This is a genomic window from Ruegeria sp. HKCCD7251, assembly GCF_013031165.1.
Classification (GTDB): Bacteria; Pseudomonadota; Alphaproteobacteria; order Rhodobacterales; family Rhodobacteraceae; genus Ruegeria.
Map to the genome: position 1 here is coordinate 111,840 of NZ_WPZC01000003.1, position 23,062 is coordinate 134,901.

Annotated in this window: 22 protein-coding genes; 11 read left to right on the plus strand and 11 right to left on the minus strand. The window is 59.1% G+C overall.

Features of this window, described 5'->3' with window-relative positions; all coding sequences use genetic code 11:
- Window position 1: 1 nt before the first annotated feature.
- From GOX75_RS09735 to GOX75_RS09750, 4 genes are read right to left on the minus strand one after another with little or no spacing between them, the layout of a single operon-like run.
- Window positions 2–1,030, minus strand: a complete 1,029-nt coding sequence (locus GOX75_RS09735; protein WP_171122567.1) for a MaoC family dehydratase — start codon at window positions 1,028–1,030, stop codon at window positions 2–4.
- Window positions 1,030–1,236, minus strand: coding sequence for a DUF1737 domain-containing protein (locus GOX75_RS09740; protein ID WP_171122569.1), 207 nt, complete (start codon window positions 1,234–1,236; stop codon window positions 1,030–1,032). Before GOX75_RS09740 ends, GOX75_RS09735 begins: the two co-directional genes overlap by 1 nt.
- 10 nt (window positions 1,237–1,246) lie before the next feature.
- On the minus strand, window positions 1,247–1,801 hold the full coding sequence (locus GOX75_RS09745) for an NnrU family protein (RefSeq protein WP_171122571.1): 555 nt from the start codon (window positions 1,799–1,801) through the stop codon (window positions 1,247–1,249).
- A 6-nt stretch (window positions 1,802–1,807) separates the two neighbouring features.
- Complete coding sequence (locus GOX75_RS09750; RefSeq protein ID WP_171122573.1) at window positions 1,808–2,665, minus strand: CoA ester lyase; 858 nt, start codon at window positions 2,663–2,665, stop codon at window positions 1,808–1,810.
- 171 nt (window positions 2,666–2,836) lie between these two features.
- Between GOX75_RS09750 and GOX75_RS09755 the strand changes: the two genes are divergently transcribed.
- Complete coding sequence (locus GOX75_RS09755; protein WP_171122575.1) at window positions 2,837–3,136, plus strand: hypothetical protein; 300 nt, start codon at window positions 2,837–2,839, stop codon at window positions 3,134–3,136.
- Here the strand turns inward: GOX75_RS09755 and GOX75_RS09760 are convergent.
- Window positions 3,133–3,888 (minus strand): sulfite exporter TauE/SafE family protein, encoded by a 756-nt coding sequence (locus GOX75_RS09760; protein WP_171122576.1) that lies wholly within the window; start codon window positions 3,886–3,888, stop codon window positions 3,133–3,135. The two genes, GOX75_RS09755 and GOX75_RS09760, sit on opposite strands and share 4 nt — an antisense overlap.
- Before the next feature lie 147 nt (window positions 3,889–4,035).
- Between GOX75_RS09760 and mdh the strand changes: the two genes are divergently transcribed.
- The 9 genes from mdh to GOX75_RS09805 all read left to right on the plus strand — a co-directional run bounded on the left by mdh (window position 4,036) and on the right by GOX75_RS09805 (window position 15,285).
- Window positions 4,036–4,998: a malate dehydrogenase gene (gene mdh / locus GOX75_RS09765; RefSeq protein WP_170353522.1), complete on the plus strand. Its 963-nt coding sequence runs from the start codon at window positions 4,036–4,038 to the stop codon at window positions 4,996–4,998.
- A gap of 321 nt (window positions 4,999–5,319) precedes the next feature.
- Window positions 5,320–6,513 (plus strand): ADP-forming succinate--CoA ligase subunit beta, encoded by a 1,194-nt coding sequence (gene sucC, locus GOX75_RS09770; RefSeq protein ID WP_171122578.1) that lies wholly within the window; start codon window positions 5,320–5,322, stop codon window positions 6,511–6,513.
- 83 nt (window positions 6,514–6,596) lie between these two features.
- On the plus strand, window positions 6,597–7,478 hold the full coding sequence (gene sucD, locus GOX75_RS09775) for a succinate--CoA ligase subunit alpha (protein ID WP_171122580.1): 882 nt from the start codon (window positions 6,597–6,599) through the stop codon (window positions 7,476–7,478).
- A gap of 40 nt (window positions 7,479–7,518) precedes the next feature.
- The gene (locus GOX75_RS09780; protein WP_171122582.1) at window positions 7,519–8,061 is read left to right on the plus strand and encodes a DUF805 domain-containing protein; all 543 of its coding nucleotides are present in this window, start codon (window positions 7,519–7,521) and stop codon (window positions 8,059–8,061) included.
- A complete protein-coding gene (locus tag GOX75_RS09785) occupies window positions 8,058–11,015 on the plus strand; it encodes a 2-oxoglutarate dehydrogenase E1 component (protein WP_171122584.1) in 2,958 nt (985 codons plus the stop codon). The genes GOX75_RS09780 and GOX75_RS09785 overlap by 4 nt, the downstream gene beginning before the upstream one ends.
- 3 nt (window positions 11,016–11,018) lie before the next feature.
- The gene (gene odhB / locus GOX75_RS09790; protein WP_171122586.1) at window positions 11,019–12,545 is read left to right on the plus strand and encodes a 2-oxoglutarate dehydrogenase complex dihydrolipoyllysine-residue succinyltransferase; all 1,527 of its coding nucleotides are present in this window, start codon (window positions 11,019–11,021) and stop codon (window positions 12,543–12,545) included.
- A gap of 2 nt (window positions 12,546–12,547) precedes the next feature.
- The gene (locus tag GOX75_RS09795; protein ID WP_171122588.1) at window positions 12,548–12,817 is read left to right on the plus strand and encodes a hypothetical protein; all 270 of its coding nucleotides are present in this window, start codon (window positions 12,548–12,550) and stop codon (window positions 12,815–12,817) included.
- Between the two features lie 72 nt (window positions 12,818–12,889).
- Complete coding sequence (lpdA, locus tag GOX75_RS09800; protein ID WP_171122590.1) at window positions 12,890–14,278, plus strand: dihydrolipoyl dehydrogenase; 1,389 nt, start codon at window positions 12,890–12,892, stop codon at window positions 14,276–14,278.
- Between the two features lie 158 nt (window positions 14,279–14,436).
- The gene (locus tag GOX75_RS09805; protein ID WP_171122592.1) at window positions 14,437–15,285 is read left to right on the plus strand and encodes a DUF533 domain-containing protein; all 849 of its coding nucleotides are present in this window, start codon (window positions 14,437–14,439) and stop codon (window positions 15,283–15,285) included.
- Window positions 15,286–15,294: 9 nt separating this feature from the next.
- On the opposite strand, the gene GOX75_RS09810 is transcribed toward GOX75_RS09805, so the two are convergent.
- Genes GOX75_RS09810 through GOX75_RS09825 form a run of 4 tightly spaced genes read right to left on the minus strand, consistent with a single transcriptional unit; the run spans window position 15,295 to window position 18,200 of the window.
- A complete protein-coding gene (locus tag GOX75_RS09810; RefSeq protein WP_171123204.1) occupies window positions 15,295–15,900 on the minus strand; it encodes a pyridoxamine 5'-phosphate oxidase family protein in 606 nt (201 codons plus the stop codon).
- Entirely contained in the window at window positions 15,887–16,627 is a 741-nt protein-coding gene (locus GOX75_RS09815; protein ID WP_171122594.1) for a 1-acyl-sn-glycerol-3-phosphate acyltransferase, read from the minus strand. Before GOX75_RS09815 ends, GOX75_RS09810 begins: the two co-directional genes overlap by 14 nt.
- A complete protein-coding gene (locus GOX75_RS09820) occupies window positions 16,627–17,526 on the minus strand; it encodes an ABC transporter permease (protein WP_171122596.1) in 900 nt (299 codons plus the stop codon). The genes GOX75_RS09815 and GOX75_RS09820 overlap by 1 nt, the downstream gene beginning before the upstream one ends.
- Entirely contained in the window at window positions 17,523–18,200 is a 678-nt protein-coding gene (locus tag GOX75_RS09825) for a cell division ATP-binding protein FtsE (protein WP_171122598.1), read from the minus strand. Before GOX75_RS09825 ends, GOX75_RS09820 begins: the two co-directional genes overlap by 4 nt.
- Before the next feature lie 184 nt (window positions 18,201–18,384).
- On the opposite strand from GOX75_RS09825, the gene GOX75_RS09830 reads away from it, so the two are divergent.
- Window positions 18,385–19,161: a zinc-ribbon domain-containing protein gene (locus GOX75_RS09830; RefSeq protein ID WP_171122600.1), complete on the plus strand. Its 777-nt coding sequence runs from the start codon at window positions 18,385–18,387 to the stop codon at window positions 19,159–19,161.
- Between the two features lie 9 nt (window positions 19,162–19,170).
- On the opposite strand, the gene GOX75_RS09835 is transcribed toward GOX75_RS09830, so the two are convergent.
- Window positions 19,171–21,711 carry a TIGR02302 family protein gene (locus GOX75_RS09835; RefSeq protein WP_254428725.1) on the minus strand — a complete coding sequence of 847 codons (2,541 nt, stop codon included), beginning with the start codon at window positions 21,709–21,711 and terminating at the stop codon, window positions 19,171–19,173.
- 37 nt (window positions 21,712–21,748) lie between these two features.
- Window positions 21,749–23,014 carry a diaminopimelate decarboxylase gene (gene lysA / locus GOX75_RS09840; RefSeq protein WP_171122602.1) on the minus strand — a complete coding sequence of 422 codons (1,266 nt, stop codon included), beginning with the start codon at window positions 23,012–23,014 and terminating at the stop codon, window positions 21,749–21,751.
- Window positions 23,015–23,062 lie beyond the last annotated feature (48 nt).

Below are 23,062 nucleotides of genomic sequence, written 5' to 3' on the forward strand. Positions count from 1 at the left end.
ATCAGACGGGCATCAGGGCCCAATAGTCGAGATCAAGCAGGATGTTTGGCATGTACCGGCCATCTTCGTTCTTAAGCTCAAAAGGCTCCCCACCTTTGGTCGCCACCAATCGCAAACGGATCGCCCCAACTCCGGGAACATCTGTCTCGACCTTGTCCAGAACCTCGGACCACGCCTTGATCGTATCGCCAGCGAAGCACGGGTTGGCGTGTGCACCGCCGTTCAGGCCAACCACCATCTGTGCATTGGCTAAACCGTTGAACGACAGCGTCCGCGCCATCGAGATCACGTGTCCGCCATAGATCAACCGCCCTTCGGGTCGAAAGGTCAGGTCGAAATGCACCTTGGCAGTGTTCTGCCACAGACGCGTGGCCAGCATATGCTCGGCCTCTTCCACGGTCACACCATCCACGTGGTCAATCTTTTCGCCGATCTCATAATCGCCCCAGCGATGCGCCTCACCCGCTAGGGCGAAATCGTAGTTCGAGAAATCCAATCCCTGCGGGATGACCAGATCGCCCGGCTCCAGCGCCTTTTTCAGTTGCGGCACAACGGCTTCGGGCGCTGGGGTGGACAGGTCCGATTTGCGCACCATCACCCAGCGGACATATTCCATGACCGCCTCGTCGCGCTGGTTCAGACCACGGGTGCGCACATAAACCACCCCGGTCTTGCCATTCGAGTTCTGCTTGACCCCGATTACCTCGGATTCCGACCGCAGCGTGTCACCGGGATAGACCGGCTTCAGCCAGCGCCCCTCGGCATAACCCAGATTGGCCACCGCGTTCAGCGAGACATCCGGCACGGTCTTGCCAAACACCACGTGAAACGCCGCCATGTCGTCCAACGGGCTTTGCGGCAGGCCCGAGGCCCGGGCGAACTCATCCGAGGAATACAGCGCATGGCGCGCCGGATACAGCGCGTGATACATCGCACGTTCGCCATCGGTCACGGTGCGCGGTACCGCATGGTGCAGCACCTGCCCGACGGAATAATCCTCGAAAAAGCGGCCCGGATTGGTTTTTGCCATTATTGCTGTCCCAGTTTCATGTCAGAGGAGTAATCTGCCGCGACCTCTTTGGTCACAGCCTGCGCGCAGCGCATCACGTTGTTTGCTGCGTCAAAGGCATAGGACGGGTCGCCATACAGCTCCCAGCCTTTGGCCAGCGCGTCGGACACTTTGTGGCAAAAGGCCGAGGTGTCCTCTTCCGTCAGCAGACGATAAAGTTTTGCCATCCTCAGCCCCCTATGATCCGAACGGCGACGGGCCAACCAACCCGTGAATATAGCCGATCACGCCCAGCAGCACGATCGAGGCCACAAAGAACATCGCATCCTTGCCATAGGTGCCAGGCTCACCAGGGGTCCAGTCGGGTTCGGCCCGGTTGATCATAACCACCTCGACCAACGCCCACAGGAACAGCCCGCCGAACAGGATGATCGAGGCTAGATCGCCATTGACCAGCAAATGCGCAAATGCCCAAGCGCGGAAGCCTGCCAGTTGCGGGTGGCGCATCTTGTTCAGCAGACGGCCTTTTTTCCCAGCGGGGCTCATCATGAAGATGGCGATCAACACCAACAGATTGTTGATGTGAACCATGAAAGTCGGCGGTGCCCAAACATAGATGAAATCGGTCATGCGATAACCGAAGATCATCAGCAAGATCGCCGCCACCAGCGCTAGCGCCACCGCGCCTTTGCCGCCATTGCCCATCGCCGCGCGTTGCGCTGGCATCACACGTTTGAACAGATGCGCGGCCCACCAAAGCGCCACACCAAGGATCAGAAGAACAAAGCCCATGCTGGCTTACCCCGCTTGCAAAGCTGAAATCGCCTCTGCTTTTGCCAGAATTTCGCGGGCGGTTGCAACGTGCAGGTTTTCCACGATCTTGCCATCCACGACAGCAACGCCCTGCCCTTGTGCTTCGACCTCTTCAAAGGCGGCAATCTGACGTTGCGCCAGGTCAATTTCGGCGTCAGACGGGGCGAAGGCCGCGTTCGTTATCTCGACCTGAGCGGGGTGGATCAGGGTCTTGCCGTCAAAGCCCATGTCACGGCCCTGCGTGCATTCTGCGGCCAGACCTTCGTCATCCTTGAAAGCGTTATAGACGCCATCCACGATGATCAGCCCCTCGGCCTTGGCGGCCAGCAGACACAGGCCCAGCGACGTCATCAGCGGCAGGCGGTCGGGGCGGAACCGGGTCTGCAATTCCTTGGCCAGGTCGTTGGTTCCCATAACAAAGCCCGCCATCAGCGGATGCGCGGCGATCTCGGCGGCGTTCAGCATTCCGCGCGGGGTCTCCATCATCGCCCAGATCGGGATATCGCCAGTGATCGCGGCCAGCGCGTCCACATCAGCGGCCGAGTTCACCTTGGGCAGCAGAACCACATCGGCGTCCATGTCCCGCACGGCCTCGGCATCGGCGCGGCCCCATTCGGTGTCCAGTCCGTTGATCCGCACAATCTTAACCCGCGCGCCATATCCACCCGCGGCCAAAGCGGCCTTGAGCGTTTCCCGCGCGTTGTCTTTTTCGTCGGCGGCGACGGCATCTTCCAGATCAAAGATAATCGCGTCGACCGGCAAGGTGCGCGCCTTGTCCAGCGCCCGATCTTTCGAGCCGGGGATATACAGAACAGAACGATAGGGGCGCTGACGGGGGTCCATTGGCCTCTCCCTTGTGAAATAAAGTTGCGCGGAATGGGGCATTTTTTGTCGGAAAGTTCAAGGACAAAATCGCCGCGTTGCAGCATTCGCGACGCAACGTGCGTCGGTTTAACCAGATTTCGGCACGTCACTTGCACCCTTTTGGACAGATGGAATCGAAAGGGTGCAAGGATGCAGAATACGCTGTTCAAGATGACGATGGGGCTGGGCATCATGGTTCTGGCCGCCGTTCAGGTGCAGGCACAGACCTGCGCGCCCCGCGAGGAGATCATAAAGCGACTGGCTGAAACCTATGGCGAGACCCGACAGGGTATTGGCATCGCGCGACAAGGTGCGGTGATGGAGGTCTATGCCTCGACCGCAAGCGGTAGTTGGACGATCACGGTGACGTTGCCGGACGGGATGACCTGCCTAATCGCGTCCGGTCAGTCCTATGAGGACATGGACGAGGCACTGCCGCCCAACGTCTAAGTCAGTGCATCCCAGATCAGCTTGCTACCCGTCAGAGTCAGCAGGACATAGGCGATGCCAAAGAATAAGCGTTCGGACATCATAAAATGTGCCCGGACACCCAACCATGCGCCAAGAATGGCAAAGGGGGCCAGCAGCAAGTCCGCCAGCGCCGTATGCCACGTAAACAGGCCCAGATAAGCGAAGGGCACGAATTTCACCGCGTTGATGACCCAGAAGACCAGCACGGTGCTGGCCTGAAACTCGGTCTTCGTCAGGCGTTGCGACAGCAGGTACACGGCGGCAGGCGGACCGCCAGCATGGCTGACAAAACTGGTGAACCCGGCCACCAACCCTGCAAACAGCCCGGCCGACGGCGGCAGACGGTTGGCAAAACCACGAATCCAGCCCCTGCTTTGCGCCACATGCCAAATCACGAACCCGACCGAGATCCCTCCGATCAGCAGGCGAAGCAAGTCGTCGTCGGTGGCACGATAGAGCCACGCGCCCAGCGCGACACCCGGCACAGCCCCCAGAATCAACAGGCGCGAATCCGGCCAGCTCCACCGTTTCCAATAGGGTTTCAGGGTGGCAACGTCGATCACCATCAGAATCGGCAACATCAACGCCAGCGCCTGTCCGGGCGTCAGGATCAACGCCAGAATCGACGAGGACGCAAAGGCCACGCCCGACCCGAACCCTCCCTTGGAAATGCCTGCAAAGATCACGGCAGGGATAGCCACGGCAAAGAACATCAAGTCCAGTTCGAACATTCAGCATTCCAGAAAAGCAAGAATTCACGCCCCTTGGACGCTAGGAAAATCGGTATGCGGTTGTATGCCACGCAGCAGAACACTTGCACAAATCCGTTTTACCGACTAGCACAACCGCGATTTCAAAACCCATCGGAGATATTCCAAATGGCCAGACCCAAGATCGCGCTGATCGGCGCAGGTCAGATCGGCGGCACGCTCGCCCACCTCGCTGCAATGAAAGAACTGGGTGATGTCGTCCTGTTTGACATCGCCGAAGGCACACCGGAAGGCAAGGCGCTGGACATCGCTGAATCCGGCCCCTCCGAAGGGTTCGACGCCAAGCTGAAAGGCACCCAGTCCTACGAGGACATCGCTGGCGCCGACGTCTGCATCGTCACCGCCGGTGTTCCCCGCAAACCGGGCATGAGCCGCGATGACCTGCTGGGCATCAACCTGAAAGTCATGAAATCCGTGGGTGAAGGCATCGCCGCCAATGCGCCCGATGCGTTCGTCATCTGCATCACCAACCCATTGGACGCGATGGTCTGGGCGCTGCGCGAATTCTCGGGCCTGCCCCACAACAAGGTCTGCGGCATGGCAGGCGTTCTGGACTCGGGCCGTTTTGCGCATTTCCTGTCGGAAGAGTTCAACGTGTCCATGCGCGACGTCACAGCATTTGTTCTGGGCGGCCACGGCGACACGATGGTTCCGTCGGTGCGCTATTCGACCGTTGCTGGTATCCCGCTGCCCGATCTGGTTGAAATGGGCTGGACCACACAAGAGAAACTGGACGCCATCGTTCAGCGTACCCGTGACGGTGGCGCCGAAATCGTTGGCCTGCTGAAAACCGGCTCGGCCTTCTATGCTCCGGCAACATCGGCGATCGAAATGGCCGAAGCCTACCTGAAAGACCAGAAGCGCGTCCTGCCCTGTGCCGCCTATTGCAACGGCGAACTGGGCGTTGACGGCATGTATGTAGGCGTCCCCACCGTGATCGGCGCGGGCGGCATCGAGCGTGTTGTCGACATCAAACTCAACGAAGAAGAGCAAGCCGGTTTCGATAACTCGGTCAACGCTGTGAAGGGCCTGATCGAGGCATGTAAGGGCATCGACAGCTCTCTGGCCTAATTTCGGCCGTTTCGACATTCCAAACCGGCCCACAAGTTGGGCCGGTTTTCTTTTGTACTGGCCTCTTGATCCGCAATACTTGCGGGAAGAGTATTAGCGCAAACACCTCAAACACCCTTTTTGAATTTGTTTTCAAAGGCGCGAAACGATTTATCGAATCATAAATTTAACTTCCGTCATTTTGTGATCACACCCAAAAAAAGTGTGATCACAAACAGTAAAAATCTCTGTGAAAAAGGGCTTTGAAAACAAAAAAACCTTTAAATTTACCCTTCGGACATTTCTATAACGAAGTAATCGTAGTCAAACGGGACAGTTTCGATGAACATTCACGAATATCAGGCCAAGGCTCTTCTTCGCAGCTATGGCGCTCCGGTCTCTGAAGGTCGCGCGGTTCTGCGCGCCGAGGAAGCCAAAACCGCAGCCGGTGAACTGGACGGCCCCTTGTGGGTTGTAAAGGCCCAAATCCACGCGGGTGGCCGCGGCAAGGGCTCGTTCAAAGAGGCTGACGCCGGTGAAAAAGGCGGTGTCCGTCTGACCAAGTCGGTGGAAGAAGCCGCCGAAGAAGCCAAAAAGATGCTGGGCCGCACGCTGGTCACACATCAGACTGGCCCCGCAGGCAAGCAGGTCAATCGCATCTATATCGAGGCTGGTTCCGGCATCGAACGCGAACTGTATCTGGCCCTGCTGGTGGATCGCCAGACCAGCCGCATCTCGTTCGTATGCTCGACCGAAGGCGGCATGGACATCGAAGAAGTGGCCGAGTCCACGCCTGAGAAAATCCTGTCCTTCTCGGTGGACCCTGTGACCGGCTATCAGGCTTATCACGGCCGCCGCATCGCCTTCTCGCTGGGTCTGGAAGGCGCGCAGGTCAAGCAATGCGTCAAGCTGATGGGTCAGCTGTACCAGGCTTTCGTCGAGAAGGACATGGAGATGCTGGAAATCAACCCGCTGATCGTGGCCGAAGGCGGCGACCTCAAGGTGCTGGACGCCAAGCTGGGCTTTGACAGCAACGCGGTTTACCGCCACCCCGACATTGCCGAGCTGCGCGACGAGACCGAGGAAGACCCCAAGGAACTCGAAGCCTCCAAGTACGACCTGAACTACATCGCGCTGGATGGTGAGATCGGGTGCATGGTGAACGGTGCCGGTCTGGCGATGGCCACGATGGACATCATCAAACTGTATGGTGCCGAGCCTGCCAACTTCCTCGACGTGGGCGGCGGTGCCACCAAAGAGAAAGTGACCGAGGCGTTCAAGATCATCACCTCGGACGAAAACGTCAAAGGCATTCTGGTCAACATCTTCGGCGGCATCATGCGCTGTGACGTCATCGCCGAAGGCGTTGTCGCAGCGGTGAAAGAGGTCGGCCTGAAGGTTCCGCTGGTCGTGCGTCTGGAAGGCACGAATGTCGAGAAAGGCAAAGAGATCATCAACACCTCTGGTCTGGACGTGATCGCCGCGGACAACCTGAAAGACGGTGCCGAGAAGATCGTGAAGGCGGTAAAAGGCTGATTGTCATCCCGTAAGGCGGGCTTCAGCCCGCCTTTCCCAAGATTTTGGCGGGCCAAAACCCGCCCTACAAAGGAGAACGCCAGATGGCAGTCCTCATCGACGAAAATACCAAAGTGATCTGTCAGGGCTTTACCGGCTCGCAGGGCACATTCCACAGCGAACAGGCCATTGCTTATGGCACCAAGATGGTCGGCGGTGTAACCCCCGGCAAAGGCGGGATGACCCATCTTGACCTGCCCGTGTTTAACTCGGTCCACGAGGCCAAGCATGTGACCGAAGCCAACGCCAGCGTGATCTATGTGCCGCCGCCTTTCGCGGCTGACTCGATCCTCGAAGCGATTGATGCCGAGATGGAGGTGATCGTCTGCATCACCGAAGGCATCCCGGTTCTGGACATGATGAAGGTAAAGCGGGCGCTGGAAGGCTCGAAATCGCGCCTAATCGGCCCGAACTGCCCCGGTGTCATTACGCCCGACGCCTGCAAAATCGGCATCATGCCCGGCCACATCCACAAGCGCGGCTCGGTCGGCGTTGTGTCGCGTTCCGGCACCCTGACCTATGAGGCCGTTAAGCAGACCACCGATGTGGGTCTAGGCCAGTCCACCTGTGTGGGCATCGGCGGCGATCCGATCAAAGGGACCGAGCATATCGACGTGCTGGAATGGTTCCTGGCGGACGACGAAACCCACTCGATCATCATGATCGGTGAGATCGGTGGCTCGGCCGAAGAAGAAGCCGCGCAGTTCCTGGCGGATGAGGCCAAGAAGGGCCGCAAAAAGCCGGTTGCTGGTTTCATCGCAGGCCGCACAGCCCCTCCGGGCCGCCGTATGGGCCACGCGGGCGCGATCGTCGCCGGCGGCAAAGGCGGAGCCGAGGACAAGATCGAAGCCATGCGCTCGGCCGGTGTCGTTGTGGCAGAAAGCCCCGCGACGCTGGGTGAGGCCGTGCTGGAAGCGATTGGTTAAAGCGGCGGCTTAGCCGTCTACTTTGGGAGGAACGGAAAACATGACCTTTGGTGAGGCTGTCAAAACGTGTTTCTCAAAGTTCTTAACATTCTCGGGCCGCGCCTCGCGGCCCGAGTACTGGTTCTTTTTCCTGTTTATCGTGATCTGGAATATCATCGCCGGGATTATTGACTGGCAGTTTTTCACTCAGGTCACCACGACGGAAACGGGCACGACGAAATCCGTCACCGCCACATCAAGCCAACCGGTACAGTCAATCGTCGGCGTAATCGTCTTTTTCCCGCATCTCGCGGTCGCATGGCGCCGGATGCATGACACCGGGCGCAGCGGGCTTTATGCGCTGCTGCCGATCCTGCTGATCCTCGGAGCCGCCGCAGTTCTGATTTTCGGAATTGGTCTGGCGTCCAGTTTCCAGCACGGTGGCAATCTGGACATCCTGTTTACCCGCGCCACTTTGCTGGTCGTAATTCCGACGCTGCTGGTTCTGGTGGTGTCGCCTCTCCTGGTGCTGTGGTGGCTGACCCGCCCCAGTCAGCCAGGCACAAATCAATACGGTCCCAACCCATATGAGGTAACCCAATGACCGAACACTCGCCCAACTCTGCCTTTCATGCCTCAAGCTTTATGCAAGGGCATAATGCCGAATATCTGGAGCAGCTTTATGCTCAGTACACAAAGGACCCCGGCGCGGTAGACGCGGCCTGGGCCGAGTTTTTCAAGGCCATGGGCGACGCGACGCCGGACGTCCAGAAAGAAGCCGAAGGGCCATCATGGGCGCGAACCGACTGGCCGCCGATGCCAGCGGATGATCTGACCGGGGCGCTCACTGGGGAATGGGCCGAGATTGACGCCAAGGCGGCGGGAAAAAAGATCAAGGACAAGGCGGCAGACAAAGGCGTTGAGGTCAGCGACGACCAGATCAAGCGCGCCGTTCTGGACAGTCTGCGGGCGCTGATGCTGATCCGGGCCTATCGCATCCGGGGCCATCTGGCCGCCAATCTGGATCCGCTGGGGATGCGGGCGGCCAGCACCCATCCTGAACTGGACCCCAAGACTTATGGGTTCACCGAGGCCGACATGGACCGGCCGATCTTTATCGACAACGTGCTGGGTCTGCAGATGGCCTCGATGCGGCAGATCGTAGATATCGTGAAGCGGACCTATTGCGGCACCTTCGCGCTGCAATACATGCATATCTCCGACCCTGAACAGGCCGCGTGGCTGAAGGAACGGATCGAAGGATACGGCAAGGAAATCGCGTTTACCAAGGAAGGCCGCAAGGCGATCCTGAACAAGATGGTCGAGGCCGAGGGCTTCGAGAAATTCCTGCACGTCAAATACATGGGCACCAAACGGTTCGGTCTGGACGGGGGTGAGGCCCTGATCCCCGCGATGGAGCAGATCATCAAGCGTGGCGGTGCCTTGGGCGTCAAGGAAATCGTCATCGGGATGCCGCACCGTGGCCGTCTGAACATTCTGGCCAACGTGATGCGCAAACCCTATCGCGCGATCTTCAACGAGTTTCAGGGCGGCAGCTTCAAGCCCGAGGACGTGGATGGCTCGGGCGATGTGAAATACCATCTCGGTGCTTCTAGCGACCGTGAATTTGACGGCAACAGCGTGCACCTGTCGCTGACCGCCAACCCCAGCCATCTTGAGGCAGTGAACCCGGTGGTTCTAGGCAAGGTCCGCGCCAAGCAGGATCAGTTCAAGGACGCCGAGCGTACCTCCGTGATGGGCATCCTGCTGCACGGCGACGCAGCTTTTGCCGGTCAGGGTGTTGTTGCCGAAGGGTTTGGCCTGTCTGGTCTGCGCGGTCACAAGACCGGCGGCACCATGCATATCGTGGTAAACAACCAGATCGGCTTTACCACCGCGCCGCATTTCAGCCGCTCCAGCCCATATCCGACGGATATCGCGCTGATGGTTGAGGCACCTATCTTCCACGTGAACGGCGACGACCCCGAGGCTGTGGTTCACGCCGCCAAGGTCGCCACTGAATTCCGCCAGAAGTTCCACAAGGACGTGGTCATCGACATCTTCTGCTATCGCCGGTTTGGTCACAACGAGGGCGATGAGCCCATGTTCACTAACCCGATCATGTATAAGAAGATCAAAACGCATAAGACCACGCTGTCGCTGTACACCGAGCGTCTGGTCAAAGATGGCCTGATTCCCGAGGGCGAGATCGAGGACATGAAGGCCGCGTTCCAGGCTCATCTGAATGATGAGTTCGAGGCCGGAAAAGACTACAAACCCAACAAGGCCGATTGGTTGGACGGGCGCTGGTCGCACCTGGACAAGAACAAGGAAGAATATGTGCGTGGCGACACTGCGATCACGCCCGAGACAATGGCCGAGATCGGAAATGCGCTGACCCATGCGCCTGCGGATATCGCCGTTCACAAGACGGTGTCGCGCCTGCTCGATCACAAGAAGCAGATGTTCGACAACGGCAAAGGTTTTGATTGGGCAACGGGTGAAGCGCTGGCCTTCGGGTCCCTGCTGACCGAAGGCTATCCGGTGCGTCTGTCCGGCCAGGACGCGACGCGCGGCACATTCAGCCAGCGCCACTCTGGCTTTGTGCATCAGGAGACCGAGGAACGGTATTACCCGCTGAACAATATCCGCGCCGGCCAGTCGCAGTATGAAGTGATCGACTCGATGCTGTCCGAATACGCGGTGCTGGGCTTTGAATATGGCTATTCGCTGGCCGAACCCAACGCCCTGACCCTGTGGGAGGCGCAGTTCGGCGATTTTGCCAACGGCGCGCAGATCATGTTCGACCAGTTCATCAGCTCGGGTGAATCGAAATGGCTGCGTATGTCCGGGTTGGTGACGCTGCTACCGCACGGGTTCGAAGGGCAAGGCCCGGAACACTCGTCCGCCCGGCTTGAACGGTTCCTGCAGATGTGCGGTCAGGACAACTGGATCGTGGCGAACTGTACGACGCCCGCGAACTATTTCCACATCCTGCGCCGACAATTGCACAGGACATTCCGCAAACCGCTGATCCTGGTAACGCCCAAGTCGCTGCTGCGTCACAAGCTGGCCGTCAGCACGGCCGAGGATTTCACCACCGGGTCCAGCTTCCACCGGGTGCTGTGGGATGACGCGCAGCAGGGGAATTCCGACACCAAGCTGGTCGCAGACAAAAAGATCAAGCGGGTCGTTCTGTGTTCCGGCAAGGTCTACTATGACCTGCTGGAAGAGCGCGACGCGCGCGGTATCGACGATGTCTATTTGTTGCGGATCGAACAATACTATCCCTTCCCCGCGCACTCACTGATCAACGAGCTTGAGCGATTCAAAGAGGCCGAGATGCTCTGGTGTCAGGAAGAACCCAAGAACCAAGGGGCCTGGACCTTTATCGAGCCGAATATCGAATGGGTCCTAACTCGGATCGGTGCCAAGCATACACGGCCACGCTATGTCGGCCGCGCGACGTCGGCCTCGCCCGCAACGGGTCTGGCCAGCCAACACAAAGCCCAACAAGAAGCGCTGGTGAACGAAGCGCTGAGCATTGAAGGAAAATAAGCAATGTCCATTGAAGTTCGTGTTCCCACGCTGGGCGAGTCGGTCACCGAGGCCACGGTTGCAACCTGGTTCAAAAAACCGGGCGACGCAGTGGCTGTGGATGAGATGCTGTGCGAGTTGGAGACCGACAAAGTCACCGTCGAAGTCCCTTCGCCTGCCGCTGGTGTGATGGGTGAGATTGTTGCAGCCGAAGGCGAAACCGTAGGCGTTGACGCTTTGCTGGCGACGATCGCAGCCGGAGAAGGCGCCGCCCCGGCTCTGGCGGCGGCCCCAAGCCCTGCACCTGCCGCCGCACCCGCAGCGTCTGGCGGAAGCGTGGACGTGATGGTTCCCACGCTGGGCGAATCCGTCACCGAAGCGACTGTGTCCACTTGGTTCAAACAGGTCGGCGACAGCGTCGCGCAAGACGAAATGCTGTGTGAGCTTGAAACTGATAAGGTCTCGGTCGAGGTTCCCGCCCCGACGGCTGGCGTATTGGCCGAGATCGTAGCGCCCGAAGGCACCACCGTCGACGCAACGGCAAAGCTGGCCGTGATTTCCGGCGCAGCGGCAGGTGCAGCCCCGGCACCGTCAGCACCGGCAGCGGCACCTGCCGCGGGTACCGGCGATGGCGGTGGCAAGGATGTCACCAACGCACCGTCCGCTGAAAAAGCTATGGCCGAAGCAGGACTGTCTGCAGATCAGGTCACCGGAACCGGGCGCGATGGCCGCATCATGAAAGAGGACGTCGCAAACGCTGTTGCAGCGGCCGCTACGGCACCAGCACCTGCGGCGGCTGCCCCCGCCCCTGCTTCCCCTGCCCCACGCGCGCCGGTTGCCGCAGAGGATGCCGGGCGCGAAGAGCGTGTGCGCATGACCCGTCTGCGCCAGACCATCGCCAAGCGCCTGAAAGACGCGCAGAACACGGCCGCGATCCTGACCACCTATAACGAGGTAGACATGACCGAAGTGATGGCCCTGCGCAGCCAGTACAAAGACCAGTTCGAGAAAAAGCACGGCGTCCGTTTGGGCTTTATGTCCTTCTTCACCAAAGCCTGCTGTCACGCGTTGAAAGAAGTACCTGAGGTGAACGCCGAGATCGACGGTACGGATATTGTCTATAAGAACTTCGTCCACATGGGCGTGGCTGCGGGAACTCCGCAGGGTCTGGTAGTTCCGGTCATCCGCGACGCGGACAGCATGTCCTTTGCCGAAATCGAAAAGGCGATCGCAGAAAAAGGCAGACGTGCCCGTGACGGCAAGCTGTCCATGGCCGAGATGCAGGGCGGCACCTTCACCATCTCGAATGGCGGTGTCTATGGCTCGCTGATGTCTTCGCCGATCCTGAACCCGCCGCAATCGGGCATTCTGGGTATGCACAAGATTCAGGACCGCCCCATGGTGATCAACGGTGAGATCAAAATTCGCCCGATGATGTATCTGGCCCTGTCCTATGATCACCGGATCGTTGACGGCAAAGGCGCGGTGACGTTCCTTGTCCGCGTAAAAGAAGCGCTGGAAGACCCACGCCGCTTGCTGATGGATCTGTAATCATGGCGACTCATGTACTTTGGGAGGCTGACGTGGCGGACTTTGATGTCTGGCTGAAAGTCTTCCGCGAAGACCAAAAAATGCGAGAGGCCGCGGGAATCCGCGACCTCCACATCTGGAAAGACCCAGATCAGAAAGACCACGCAGTTGCGTTGTTCGAAATCACGGATCTGGAGCGCGCTCAGGACTTTATTGAATCTGAGGAACTGGCCATGCATCACGAGCGTGGCGGAGTTGCCCATATCAAAACAAAAATTCTGACACCGGTCTGACTATTGCCGGGTGCGCCATCCCATGATGGCCACCCGATTTAAATTTAACTCCTCAGGTTCTAGGAGAATAAAATGGCAAACTATGATGTCATCGTTATTGGCGCCGGCCCCGGCGGCTATGTCTGCGCGATTCGCTGCGCCCAGTTGGGTCTGAAGACCGCTGTCGTTGAAGGGCGTGAAACGTTGGGCGGCACCTGCCTGAACGTAGGCTGCATCCCATCGAAGGCATTGTTGCACGCATCGCACCAGCTTCATGAGGCCGAGCATAACTTTGCCAAGATGGGCCTGAAGGGCAAAAGCCCCTCGGTCGATTGGAAGCAGATGCAGGCCTATAAGGACGAGGTGATCGACGGTAACACCAAGGGCATCGAGTTTCTGTTCAAGAAGAACAAGATCGACTGGCTTAAGGGCTGGGGCTCAATCCCTGCCGCAGGTCAGGTCAAGGTGGGCGATGAGGTCCACGAGGCCAAGAACATCATCATCGCCTCAGGGTCCGAGCCGTCCTCGCTGCCGGGTGTCGAGGTGGACGAGAAAATCGTCGTGACTTCGACCGGTGCGTTGTCGCTGGGCAAAATCCCGAAAAAGATGATTGTGATCGGCGCGGGCGTGATTGGGCTGGAGTTGGGCTCGGTCTATCAGCGTCTGGGCGCCGAGGTGACTGTGATCGAATTCCTCAACGAGATCACGCCGGGTATGGACCCCGAGGTACAAAAGACGTTCCAGCGGATTCTCAAGAAGCAGGGCCTGAAGTTCGTCATGGGCGCCGCCGTGCAAAAGACCGAAGCCACCAAGACCAAGGCCAAGGTCACCTACAAGCTGCGCAAAGATGACAGCGAGCACGTGATCGACGCCGACACCGTGCTGGTCGCCACCGGGCGCAAGCCGTTCTCGGATGGTCTGGGACTGGATGCTCTGGGCGTCGAGATGACGCCGCGCGGCCAGATCAAGGTTGGCAGTGATTGGCAGACCAACGTGCCCGGCATCTATGCCATCGGTGACGTGACCGAAGGCCCTATGCTGGCCCACAAGGCCGAAGATGAAGGCATGGCCGCCGCCGAGCAGGTCGCAGGCAAGCACGGCCATGTGAACTACGGCGTTATTCCGGGCGTGATCTACACATGGCCCGAGGTCGCCAATGTCGGCGAAACCGAAGCCACGCTGAAAGAGGCGGGTCGCGCCTATAAGGCCGGCAAGTTCATGTTCATGGGCAATGGACGCGCCAAGGCAAACTTTGCCGCCGACGGTTTCGTCAAGATTCTGGCCGACAAGGAAACCGACCGCATTCTGGGCGCACATATCATTGGCCCCGCTGCAGGTGACCTGATCCACGAAGTCTGCGTCGCGATGGAGTTCGGTGCGTCAGCCGAAGACCTGGCCCTGACTTGTCACGCCCACCCGACCTACTCGGAAGCCGTGCGCGAGGCTGCGCTGGCCTGCGGGGACGGCCCAATCCATAGCTGACCTTTCAGCACTCAAAACATCAAAGGCGGGCCAAAGTGTGCGCCTTTTTTATTCCGCGACTCTGCCTTATTTTTGCTCTCGCTTAGGTTGATCAACACCTTGTGACCGCTGGGCGCGTCCCTACGGCTGGGATCGAAAAAATTTTTTTTGAGGCTGATATGAGATTTCTTTCATTTTGCGCTGCGGCGCTGATTATCACGTTATTTTTCGGACAAGAGGCGCAGGCGGGGCGCGCGGGTGGCGTCTGGGGTACATCCGAGCAGATGACCCTGATTACCCCCACGGATATTGAAGACAACAACGGTCAAAATCTGTCGTTGTGCCATCTGACCAAGAAAACGCACATCATGTTCGCCGGGGTTTGGCGCAGCTCTATCGGCTATGTGATGGCGCCGAATAAATGCGACAGCGACAGTTACTACAACATGCCCGCAGACAGGCTGGAGCTTGGGAAAGCACTGGGAGACTTTCCTTCGGACTTGCCAGCGCAACCCAAAATGTCGCGTGCGGACATGGTGTCCGGCTTTTGGGGCTTGGGCGCAATCGCCGTTCTTCTTATTTTGGCCGGAGCAAAAAAGGCGGGGCAATCCAAGCGCACGAAAGAACGCTATGCGGAAATGGGCACAGCAAATCCCGCAGCGTTGCAGGCAATGGATGCGATGTGTCACGCTGCAAAAGCGGACGGCTCGCTTGATGCGGCGGAAATTTCAACGATGGCCAACATCGCCCAGCAGATGACGGGTGAAACCTTTGATGAATCCCGTATTCGCCGCATATACAATATGGCCGAGGCCAAACCAACGGATGCGCAATTTGCAGCCTTTGGCCGTGGGCTGACTGCCGATCAGAAACGCATGGTCATGCAAGCCACGCTGATGATCGTGGGCGCAGATGGCGATCTGGACAAGGCTGAAACAGTGTTTATTCACAAACTGGCCAAGGGTCTCGGCATCAGCGTGGACGAGGTCAAGGCGATGTTCCAGAACATGACCGCTCAACCCGCCTGATCTGCGGATTTACCACATCGTTTTCGCGGCTCGTGCTTGCCATTCCTGATCATAGCGCGCGCCGCCCTCTTCTCCGCTTGAGGCCTCAGCTAGAATTTCGCCGATAGTGGGAAGGTTGGCGCTTTCGTCACCGCTGTTCCAGGTGCACGCCCGGATAAGCGCGCGGGCGCATTGTGTGTAGACCTCGGCGATGTCGACAACGATCACCGTCGCTGGACGTTTGCCGTTTTTCTCAAACCGCCCTGTCAGAGCCTTGTCTGCCGTCAGTCGGGCCGTGCCATTCACACGTACGACATTGTTTGACCCCGGCACCATGAACATCAGGGAAACGCGCGGGTCGCGCACGATGTTGCGCAGGCTGTCCAGCCGGTTGTTGCCCCGCCAGTCGGGCATCGCCAGCGTTCTGTCATCCAGTTCCAGAACCACGGGCCCGTCATCTCCGCGCGGGCTGCCATCCACACCTTCCGGACCGACCGTGCTGAGGACGCACAAGCGCGACGCCATAATCCATTTTCGGTACAAAGGGGTCATCCGGTCCGCCACTTTGCGTAGGGATGGCGCGCCTGGCGTACCATAGAGGCTTTCGAGCGTTTCTATGTCCTCAATGAACTCCATCTGGATCAAACCCCACTTCCCGCATCAACGCATATGAACGCGTTTCGATTGCCTCTTCCAGTCGGGTCAGAAACGCCTCCCGCTCGACACCCGGCTCGATCGGGTCCAGGAAATCGACAATCGCCAGACCGGGTTTTCGCATCACCCCGGTCCGAGGCCAGAAAACTCCGGCGTTAGTAGCCGCCGGAACACAGGCAAAACCCAACCCTTCGTATAGCACTGCGGCACCAACCTTATAGGGTTTCCGCGCGCCGGGGGCGACACGCGTGCCTTGCGGATAGATGACCAACTGACCCGGCTCGGCAAACTCTGTCGCGACGTCCTTTACCATCTTGGCCACCGCTACGCCTTTCTTGCCGCGATTCACCGGGATACACCCAAGCCGACGAGCGTAAAGACCAATCATCGGAGTCCATAGCAATTCCCGCTTCATGATGAACTTTCCATGCGGGACCGCGTGGAAGATTATCATGATATCCAGAAACGACTGGTGTTTGGCCCCGATTACCACTTCATCCACGGGCACCGTGCCGCGAACTTCGAAGCGAATACCAACCATCCAACGTGCCAGCCATAGGGTTGTGCGGGCGTACAGCTTGCAGGCCTGCAACGCGCCTTTCTTGGCAAACAGGGCGTAAGGCGCAAAGACAATGCCCAGAACCAACATCCAAGCGTAAATCACGATCATGAAAATCAACGATCGAACCCACTGTATCGCATCAGCCATCACGAAAGCTCCGTCAATTTGCGGGTTGCCGCGGTCCAGGTGGCCAGAAACGCAACTGCGGCTCCCATAAGGGGGATAAGTAACGGCAGAAACCAACCCAGCCCCTGAAACCCGAGGCCGGTCAGGAACCCACCCTCATCCGAGGCTTCGGGCAGCAGCAAGACCCCTGTCATCCCAAGCACAACGCCGACCAAGGCACCAAAGAACGCGCGATACGTGAACCGACGCACGAAAGCATTTGCGATGAACCTGTCGCGCGCGCCCACAAGCCGCAGAACTTCGATAATCTGCGCATTGGCCGCAAGTGACGCGTTTGCAGCCAATGTGATCATGGCCGCCGTCGCAACACCGATCAGCAGGATTGAAATCCACCCCAGCCGTCGCAGCGACGTCGCGGCATCGACCAGTGGCTCGCGCCAACGGGTATGGTCATCCAGCACAGCGCCCGGCACCTCGGCCCCAAGCCGCAAGCGAAGGCCGGTTACATCCAGCCCTGGCGCGCCCTCGACGATCTCGATCAGTTGCGGGACGGGCAGCGTATCCAATGGCAGGTCCGGGCCGAACCACGGAGACAGCAGGGCCAATTGCTCATCCGATGTCAAAGCCCGCGCAGATGCAACTCCGGGCGTTTGCGACAGCACCGTCAACGCGGCCTCGGTCTGCGCGGCAAGCTGATCGGACGGGGCATTGATGCGCAACGTAGCGGCCCCTGCCAGCTCGGTCGCCCAACGGTCCGCCAGTCGCCCCGATGCCAGTGACAGGGCCAGTGCAAACACCGCAAGGAAAGCCATCGCGCCTGAGACAAACACTGTAAGCTGCGCCGTATACCCCGTTGGGGGAACAACGCGATCAGCCCGCTTGTCCCGTTTCAGCAGATTGCGAATGGTAACCTCGCTCATAGATCTGCTCCGGCCAGTTGGACCTGTCGTTGCGAGATGCGCAACACACGCGCCTGAACCTGGCTTTTGGCCGCCCGGATGAGGCTAAGGTCATGGGTGGCGATCAAAACGGTTTTTCCCATCTTGTTCAGCTCCACCAATAGACGCAGCAGACGCTGGGACATCTCCCAATCGACGTTCCCGGTGGGCTCGTCCGCCAGCACGACATCCGGCGACAGGATCACTGCCCGGGCCAGGGCTGCGCGTTGACGCTCACCACCGGACAGTTCGGGCGGAACCGCCTCTTGCCGCGTGCCAAGCCCGACCCAGTTCAACAACTCGGTCAAGTCCTGCTGCTGCGCAGATTCGGCACGGCCCGACACCATCAGCGGCAGGGCCACGTTCTCGGCCAATGTCATGTGATCCAAAAACCGGCAATCCTGATGCACGACTCCGATCCGGCGGCGCAGCAACGCCATTTGATCGCGGTCCAGCGTGGCAACATCTTGCTCAAATGCCTTAAGCTGGCCTGAGGTCGGCAACAGCGCCCCATAGCAGAGTTTCAAAAGAGTCGTCTTACCCGCCCCCGACGGCCCGGTCAGAAAATGGAACGAACCCGGGTTCAACTGTAGGGAAACATCGCTCAGCAATGCCCCTCCACCATAGGTATAGCTGACGTTTTCCAGCTCGATCACAGGCGCCCCCCGGTTATTCTGTTGTTCTTCTTGCCCGAGCATGGTGACGGTTTCAATGCCTGCACCGGGTCGAATTGGTGACACTTACGGCGTGAAACCGAAAACACTCTTTGCTGTCAGGTCTTAACGGAATATCATTCCTGAAAAAACTATCATCAGGTCAATACTATGGCCGGGAGGCAGCATGCGTCTTACTTGTCCGAATTGCGGTGCCCAATACGAGGTGCCAGACGAGGTTATCCCTTCAGAGGGGCGTGACGTTCAATGCTCCAACTGCGAAAAAACATGGTTCCAAAGCAAAAACCCAGAACCCGTGGCCACGCCCGAACCAGCGAAACCCGAAACCGGCACGGCTGAGAAAACCCCGGCAGAACCTGCGCCGGAACCACCGCAAAAACCTGCAGCGGACGCGGAACCGGAAACCCCAACGGCCGAGGACAAACCGTCCGAGGACTCAGCGTCGGGCAACGTTGATCCTGCCGTAGCGAACATCCTGAAAGAGGAAGCCGCGCGTGAGGCTGACCTGCGCGCGAAAGAAGCTGAAACTCTGGAAACGCAGCCCGATTTGGCGCTAGACGCGCCTCCAGAGCCTGAGCCAGAGCAGGCAGTCAAGGACCTGACGGCAAGGGAAACGGCCGAGGATGCCGGTCAGAAAGACGCGCTTCCCGATGTCGACGCAATCAATTCCTCGCTGCGTAGCGAAGAACCCGCACCCAAGAAAAAAAAGAAAAAGAAAGAAGAGGTGGAACTGGTACCGCGCAAGTCTGGCGGTGGGTTCCGGCGTGGTTTCCTGCTGATGATCATCATTGGCGTTATCCTGTTCCTGATCTACGGCAACGCACAACGCATTTCCGAGGCCGTACCGCAGGCTGATCCTGTCCTTGATGGCTATGTGACACTTGTCGATCAGGCACGCGTTTGGCTTGAGGCGCATACCGGAGCCGGCACACCGCAGAACTGACCTGTCGCGTTAGAACCGCTCCAGCAGTCGCTTGAGATATTCCAGTTCAATCTCAGGCCGGTCCGATTCTCCGGTCCGGCGGCGGATTTCGTCCAGCAATTCCCGTGCCCGGCGATAGACATCTTCGCCCTGCAGCAGGTTGTCATCGGTTGAAATCGACCCTGCTGCACCCGGGTTACGACCCAGAGGATCGCGATTGTTGGCCTGCATGTCGCCTTCCTGCGCGCCTTGACCGGGCTGGTTCTGCTGGTTCTGGGCTAACGCTTCACCCAGTGAACGCATACCTTCGCGCAGGGCTTCCATCGCCTCGGACTGGCGATCAATCGCCTCGGCCAGATCGTCACCGCGCAGCGCTTGCTCGGCCTCGTCCATGGCGCGGCCCGCACGACCCAGCGCGTCGCGGGCAGATTCGCCCTCGGGCGTTCCAGCGCCGGGCAAGTTCTGTTGCTGCCGACCAAGCTCATCGCGCAAGGCTTGCTGGCGATCGGCCAGCGATCCCTGACCCTGCTGACCTTCTCCGGCCTGATCCGAACCCTGACCCTGACCACCTTGGCCTTCATGGCTTTCGCCGCGGCCCTGACCCCCATTTCGGCCTTCATTGCCCTGATTTTCACCAGCTTGCGCGCCGGGATTGAACTGTTCCTGTAAATCGCGGAAAGCCTGATCGCTCAGCCCCTGCTGTTCGCGCAGCGTCTCGGCCAGACCTTCCATCGCCTGCTGGCCTTCGGACTGCTGGCCCTGACCCTGACCTTGCGTGATGCGCATGTTTTCCATCATCTGCTGGAACTCTTCCAACGCCTGCTGCGCCTCGGCCATACGGCCCTGTTCCATCAGTTCCTGAATACGGTCCATCATGCGCTGCAGGTCGTCCTGCGTCATTTGCATGGTTTCGCCGTTCTGACCTTGCTGACCTTCCTCACCGCCATTTTCCTGCGCCAGCCGCTGAAGCTGCCGCATATAATCCTGCGTAGCCTCGCGCAGTTCTTGCATCAACTCGGCGATTTCTTCATCGGTTGCGCCGTTCTGCATCGCCTCGGTCAGGCGTTCCTGCGCGCGACGCATCCGTTCCAACGCATCCGCCAGCGTTCCTTCCTCGATCAGAACCGCCAGATCCCACAGGGACTGAGCAATCTCAGCCTGCTGTTTCGGTTTCAGGCCGTATTCGGTGAATGTCTCAAGCCGCCGAAGCGTCACGCGCAACCGCAGATAGGCCGTATCCGATCGGAACACGTCTTCGGGCAAATGAGACACTGCCCGCAAAAGCTGCGCAACGCGCGTGGCGTTCTCGCGTGTCCATAGCAGATCGCGCCGCTGTTCGATAATCGCCGCCGCCAAGGGATCGAAAAAACGACGGGCAGGCAGCGCCGTCATATACGGTTCGGACTGCGTTTCCTGATCTGCGGCATCGCGCGCGGTCAGAGTGATTTTGACAGGCAGATGCGCCCAGGGGTGTTCCGAGAAATCCTCGATAAAGTCCTCGATAAAGTCGGTGCGATCCCCTGTAATCGGCATCGGCAATTCAACGGAAATTACGTCGCGTGGTTCTGGCTCATGCGTCAGACCATAACGGCGGTCAACAGAGGCAAGGTCGAGTTCGATGGTGGCCGAACCGGATTGAACGCCATAGTCATCACCAGCCGCAAAGGGCAGCTTCATCTGCCCTCCAGCTTCGGCCTCGGCTATATCCGCAACGGCAATCTGGGGCGGCGCGTCCGCTATGATATCCAGCGTCCAATCTCGTCCAGAAGGACCATCAATCCTCAATAGCCCGGACCGGTCAGCAACAAATTCCTGCTCGGGCGCGGTTGCAGCTTCGGTCCCCAGCGGAGTGGTTGTTTCGGTAAGGCTGTGCGCACCGACCTCGCCATAAAAGCGAAGCGTTACCCGGCTGCCCTGCGGGATCGACAGCGTTGGGTCGGATTGATCGGCCAGATAGAGCGTCGGTAGGCCGGTGTATCTTGGCGGCTCTACCCAGCCTTCCCAACTTGGCCCCTGCCCTGCCATCGCGGCCCCCGGTGTCATCTCGGCCACCGATCCGATGCGCCAGAACGACCCGAACAAGGCAGCGATCACCAAGGCCAGCAGCGCCGAATAGCGCAGGGCATAGGGGTCGCGATCCGCAAGGCGCAAGTTTGGCTTTACCGGCTCGGCCTGTGCCGCACGCTGGGCCATCCGGTTTTGGTGCGCGCGCCACAAAGCGACAGAGTCCGCATCCATCGCGCCAATTGCCTGACTGTCCATAAGCGCCTGAATAGGTCGGCCCGGAAGGGTCTCATCCAGACGCATCAACGCTTCGGCCCGGGACGGAAGATGGAATCGCCTTGCCCCCAAAGCCAGCGCAGCCAAAAGACCCAGCACCGAAAGTGATCCGACGATCCAGACGGTTTCAACCGTCACAAGATCTTGCAGGCCCAGCATTAACGCGGCCAAAATCACCATAAGTACAGAAAAAAACGGCCAAAAAGCACGCCATACTCGCTCGGCCAGCATCCCTGCATGCGTCAGCAGCAGGGACAGTCTTGGGATCGGCAAGGTCGGTCTTGTGCGCAAGGCGGGCCTCCGTCAACGGGCCCGCGCGCCTATCGCGTCAAAGCCACTCTGGTATGGTATCGCGGTTTATCATTTCGTCAAAGCTTGGGCGTTCACGAATTACGGCGAATTGATCGCCATGCACCAGAACTTCGGGGATCAGAGGGCGCGTATTGTATTCGCTGGCCATCACCGCACCATAGGCCCCAGCGCTGCGGAAGGCGACCAGATCGCCCGGCGCAAGCGGCGGCATGCTGCGCTGTTTGGCGAATGTATCGCCTGTTTCGCACACGGGGCCCACGATGTCATAGGGTTGCTGTTCCACCCCCGGCGCGGGTTCATTCACGGCGACGATATCGTGATGCGCCTCGTACATTGCGGGGCGGATCAGATCGTTCATCGCGCCATCGAGGATCAGGAAATCACGGCCTTCACCCGATTTCACGTAGATTACTTTGCTGACCATCAGACCCGCATTGCCCGCAATCAAGCGACCCGGTTCGATCTCGATCTCACAGTCCAAATGACCCAGTGTCTTTTTGATCAGCGCGCCATATTCCACCGGCAGCGGCGGCGCATCATTCGCGCGAGTATAGGGGATACCCAAGCCTCCGCCCAGATCCAGACGACGGATATTGTGACCTTCGGCGCGCAGCTGCTCGGTCAATTCGGCGACTTTGGTATAGGCTAGCTCGAACGGTTCCAGCTCGGTCAGCTGCGAGCCGATATGAACATCGATGCCGATCACCTCCAACCCCGGCAGGCTGGCTGCATGGGCATAAACCTCGGACGCGCGGGCGATCGGAATGCCGAACTTGTTTTCCGACTTGCCGGTGGCGATCTTGGCGTGGGTCTTGGCGTCCACATCCGGGTTCACCCGCACGGTGATCGGTGCCACAACGCTCAGTTCCAGCGCAATCGCGTTGATCACTTCCATTTCAGGTTCGGATTCCACGTTGAACTGGCGGATACCGCCGGTCAGCGCGGTGCGAATCTCATCCGCCGTTTTGCCAACACCCGAGAATACGATCTTGTCGCCCGGCACGCCTGCGGCCTTGGCCCGCAGATACTCCCCGCCCGAGACCACATCCATCCCCGCGCCCGCCTGCGCCAGCGTCTTCAGGATCGCCTGATTGCTGGCTGCTTTCATCGCATAGCAGACAAGGTGGTCCATGCCGTCCAGCGCATCATCAAACAGCTTGAAATGCCGCAGCAGGGTCGCTGTGGAATAGACATAGAAAGGGGTTCCGACGCTCGCGGCGATTTCGGAGATTGGGACATCCTCGGCGAAAAGCGCGCCGTCGCGATATAGAAAGTGATCCATACCCGCGCGCTTAGACCAAAAAGGGCGCGCGGATCAATGGATTCTGCG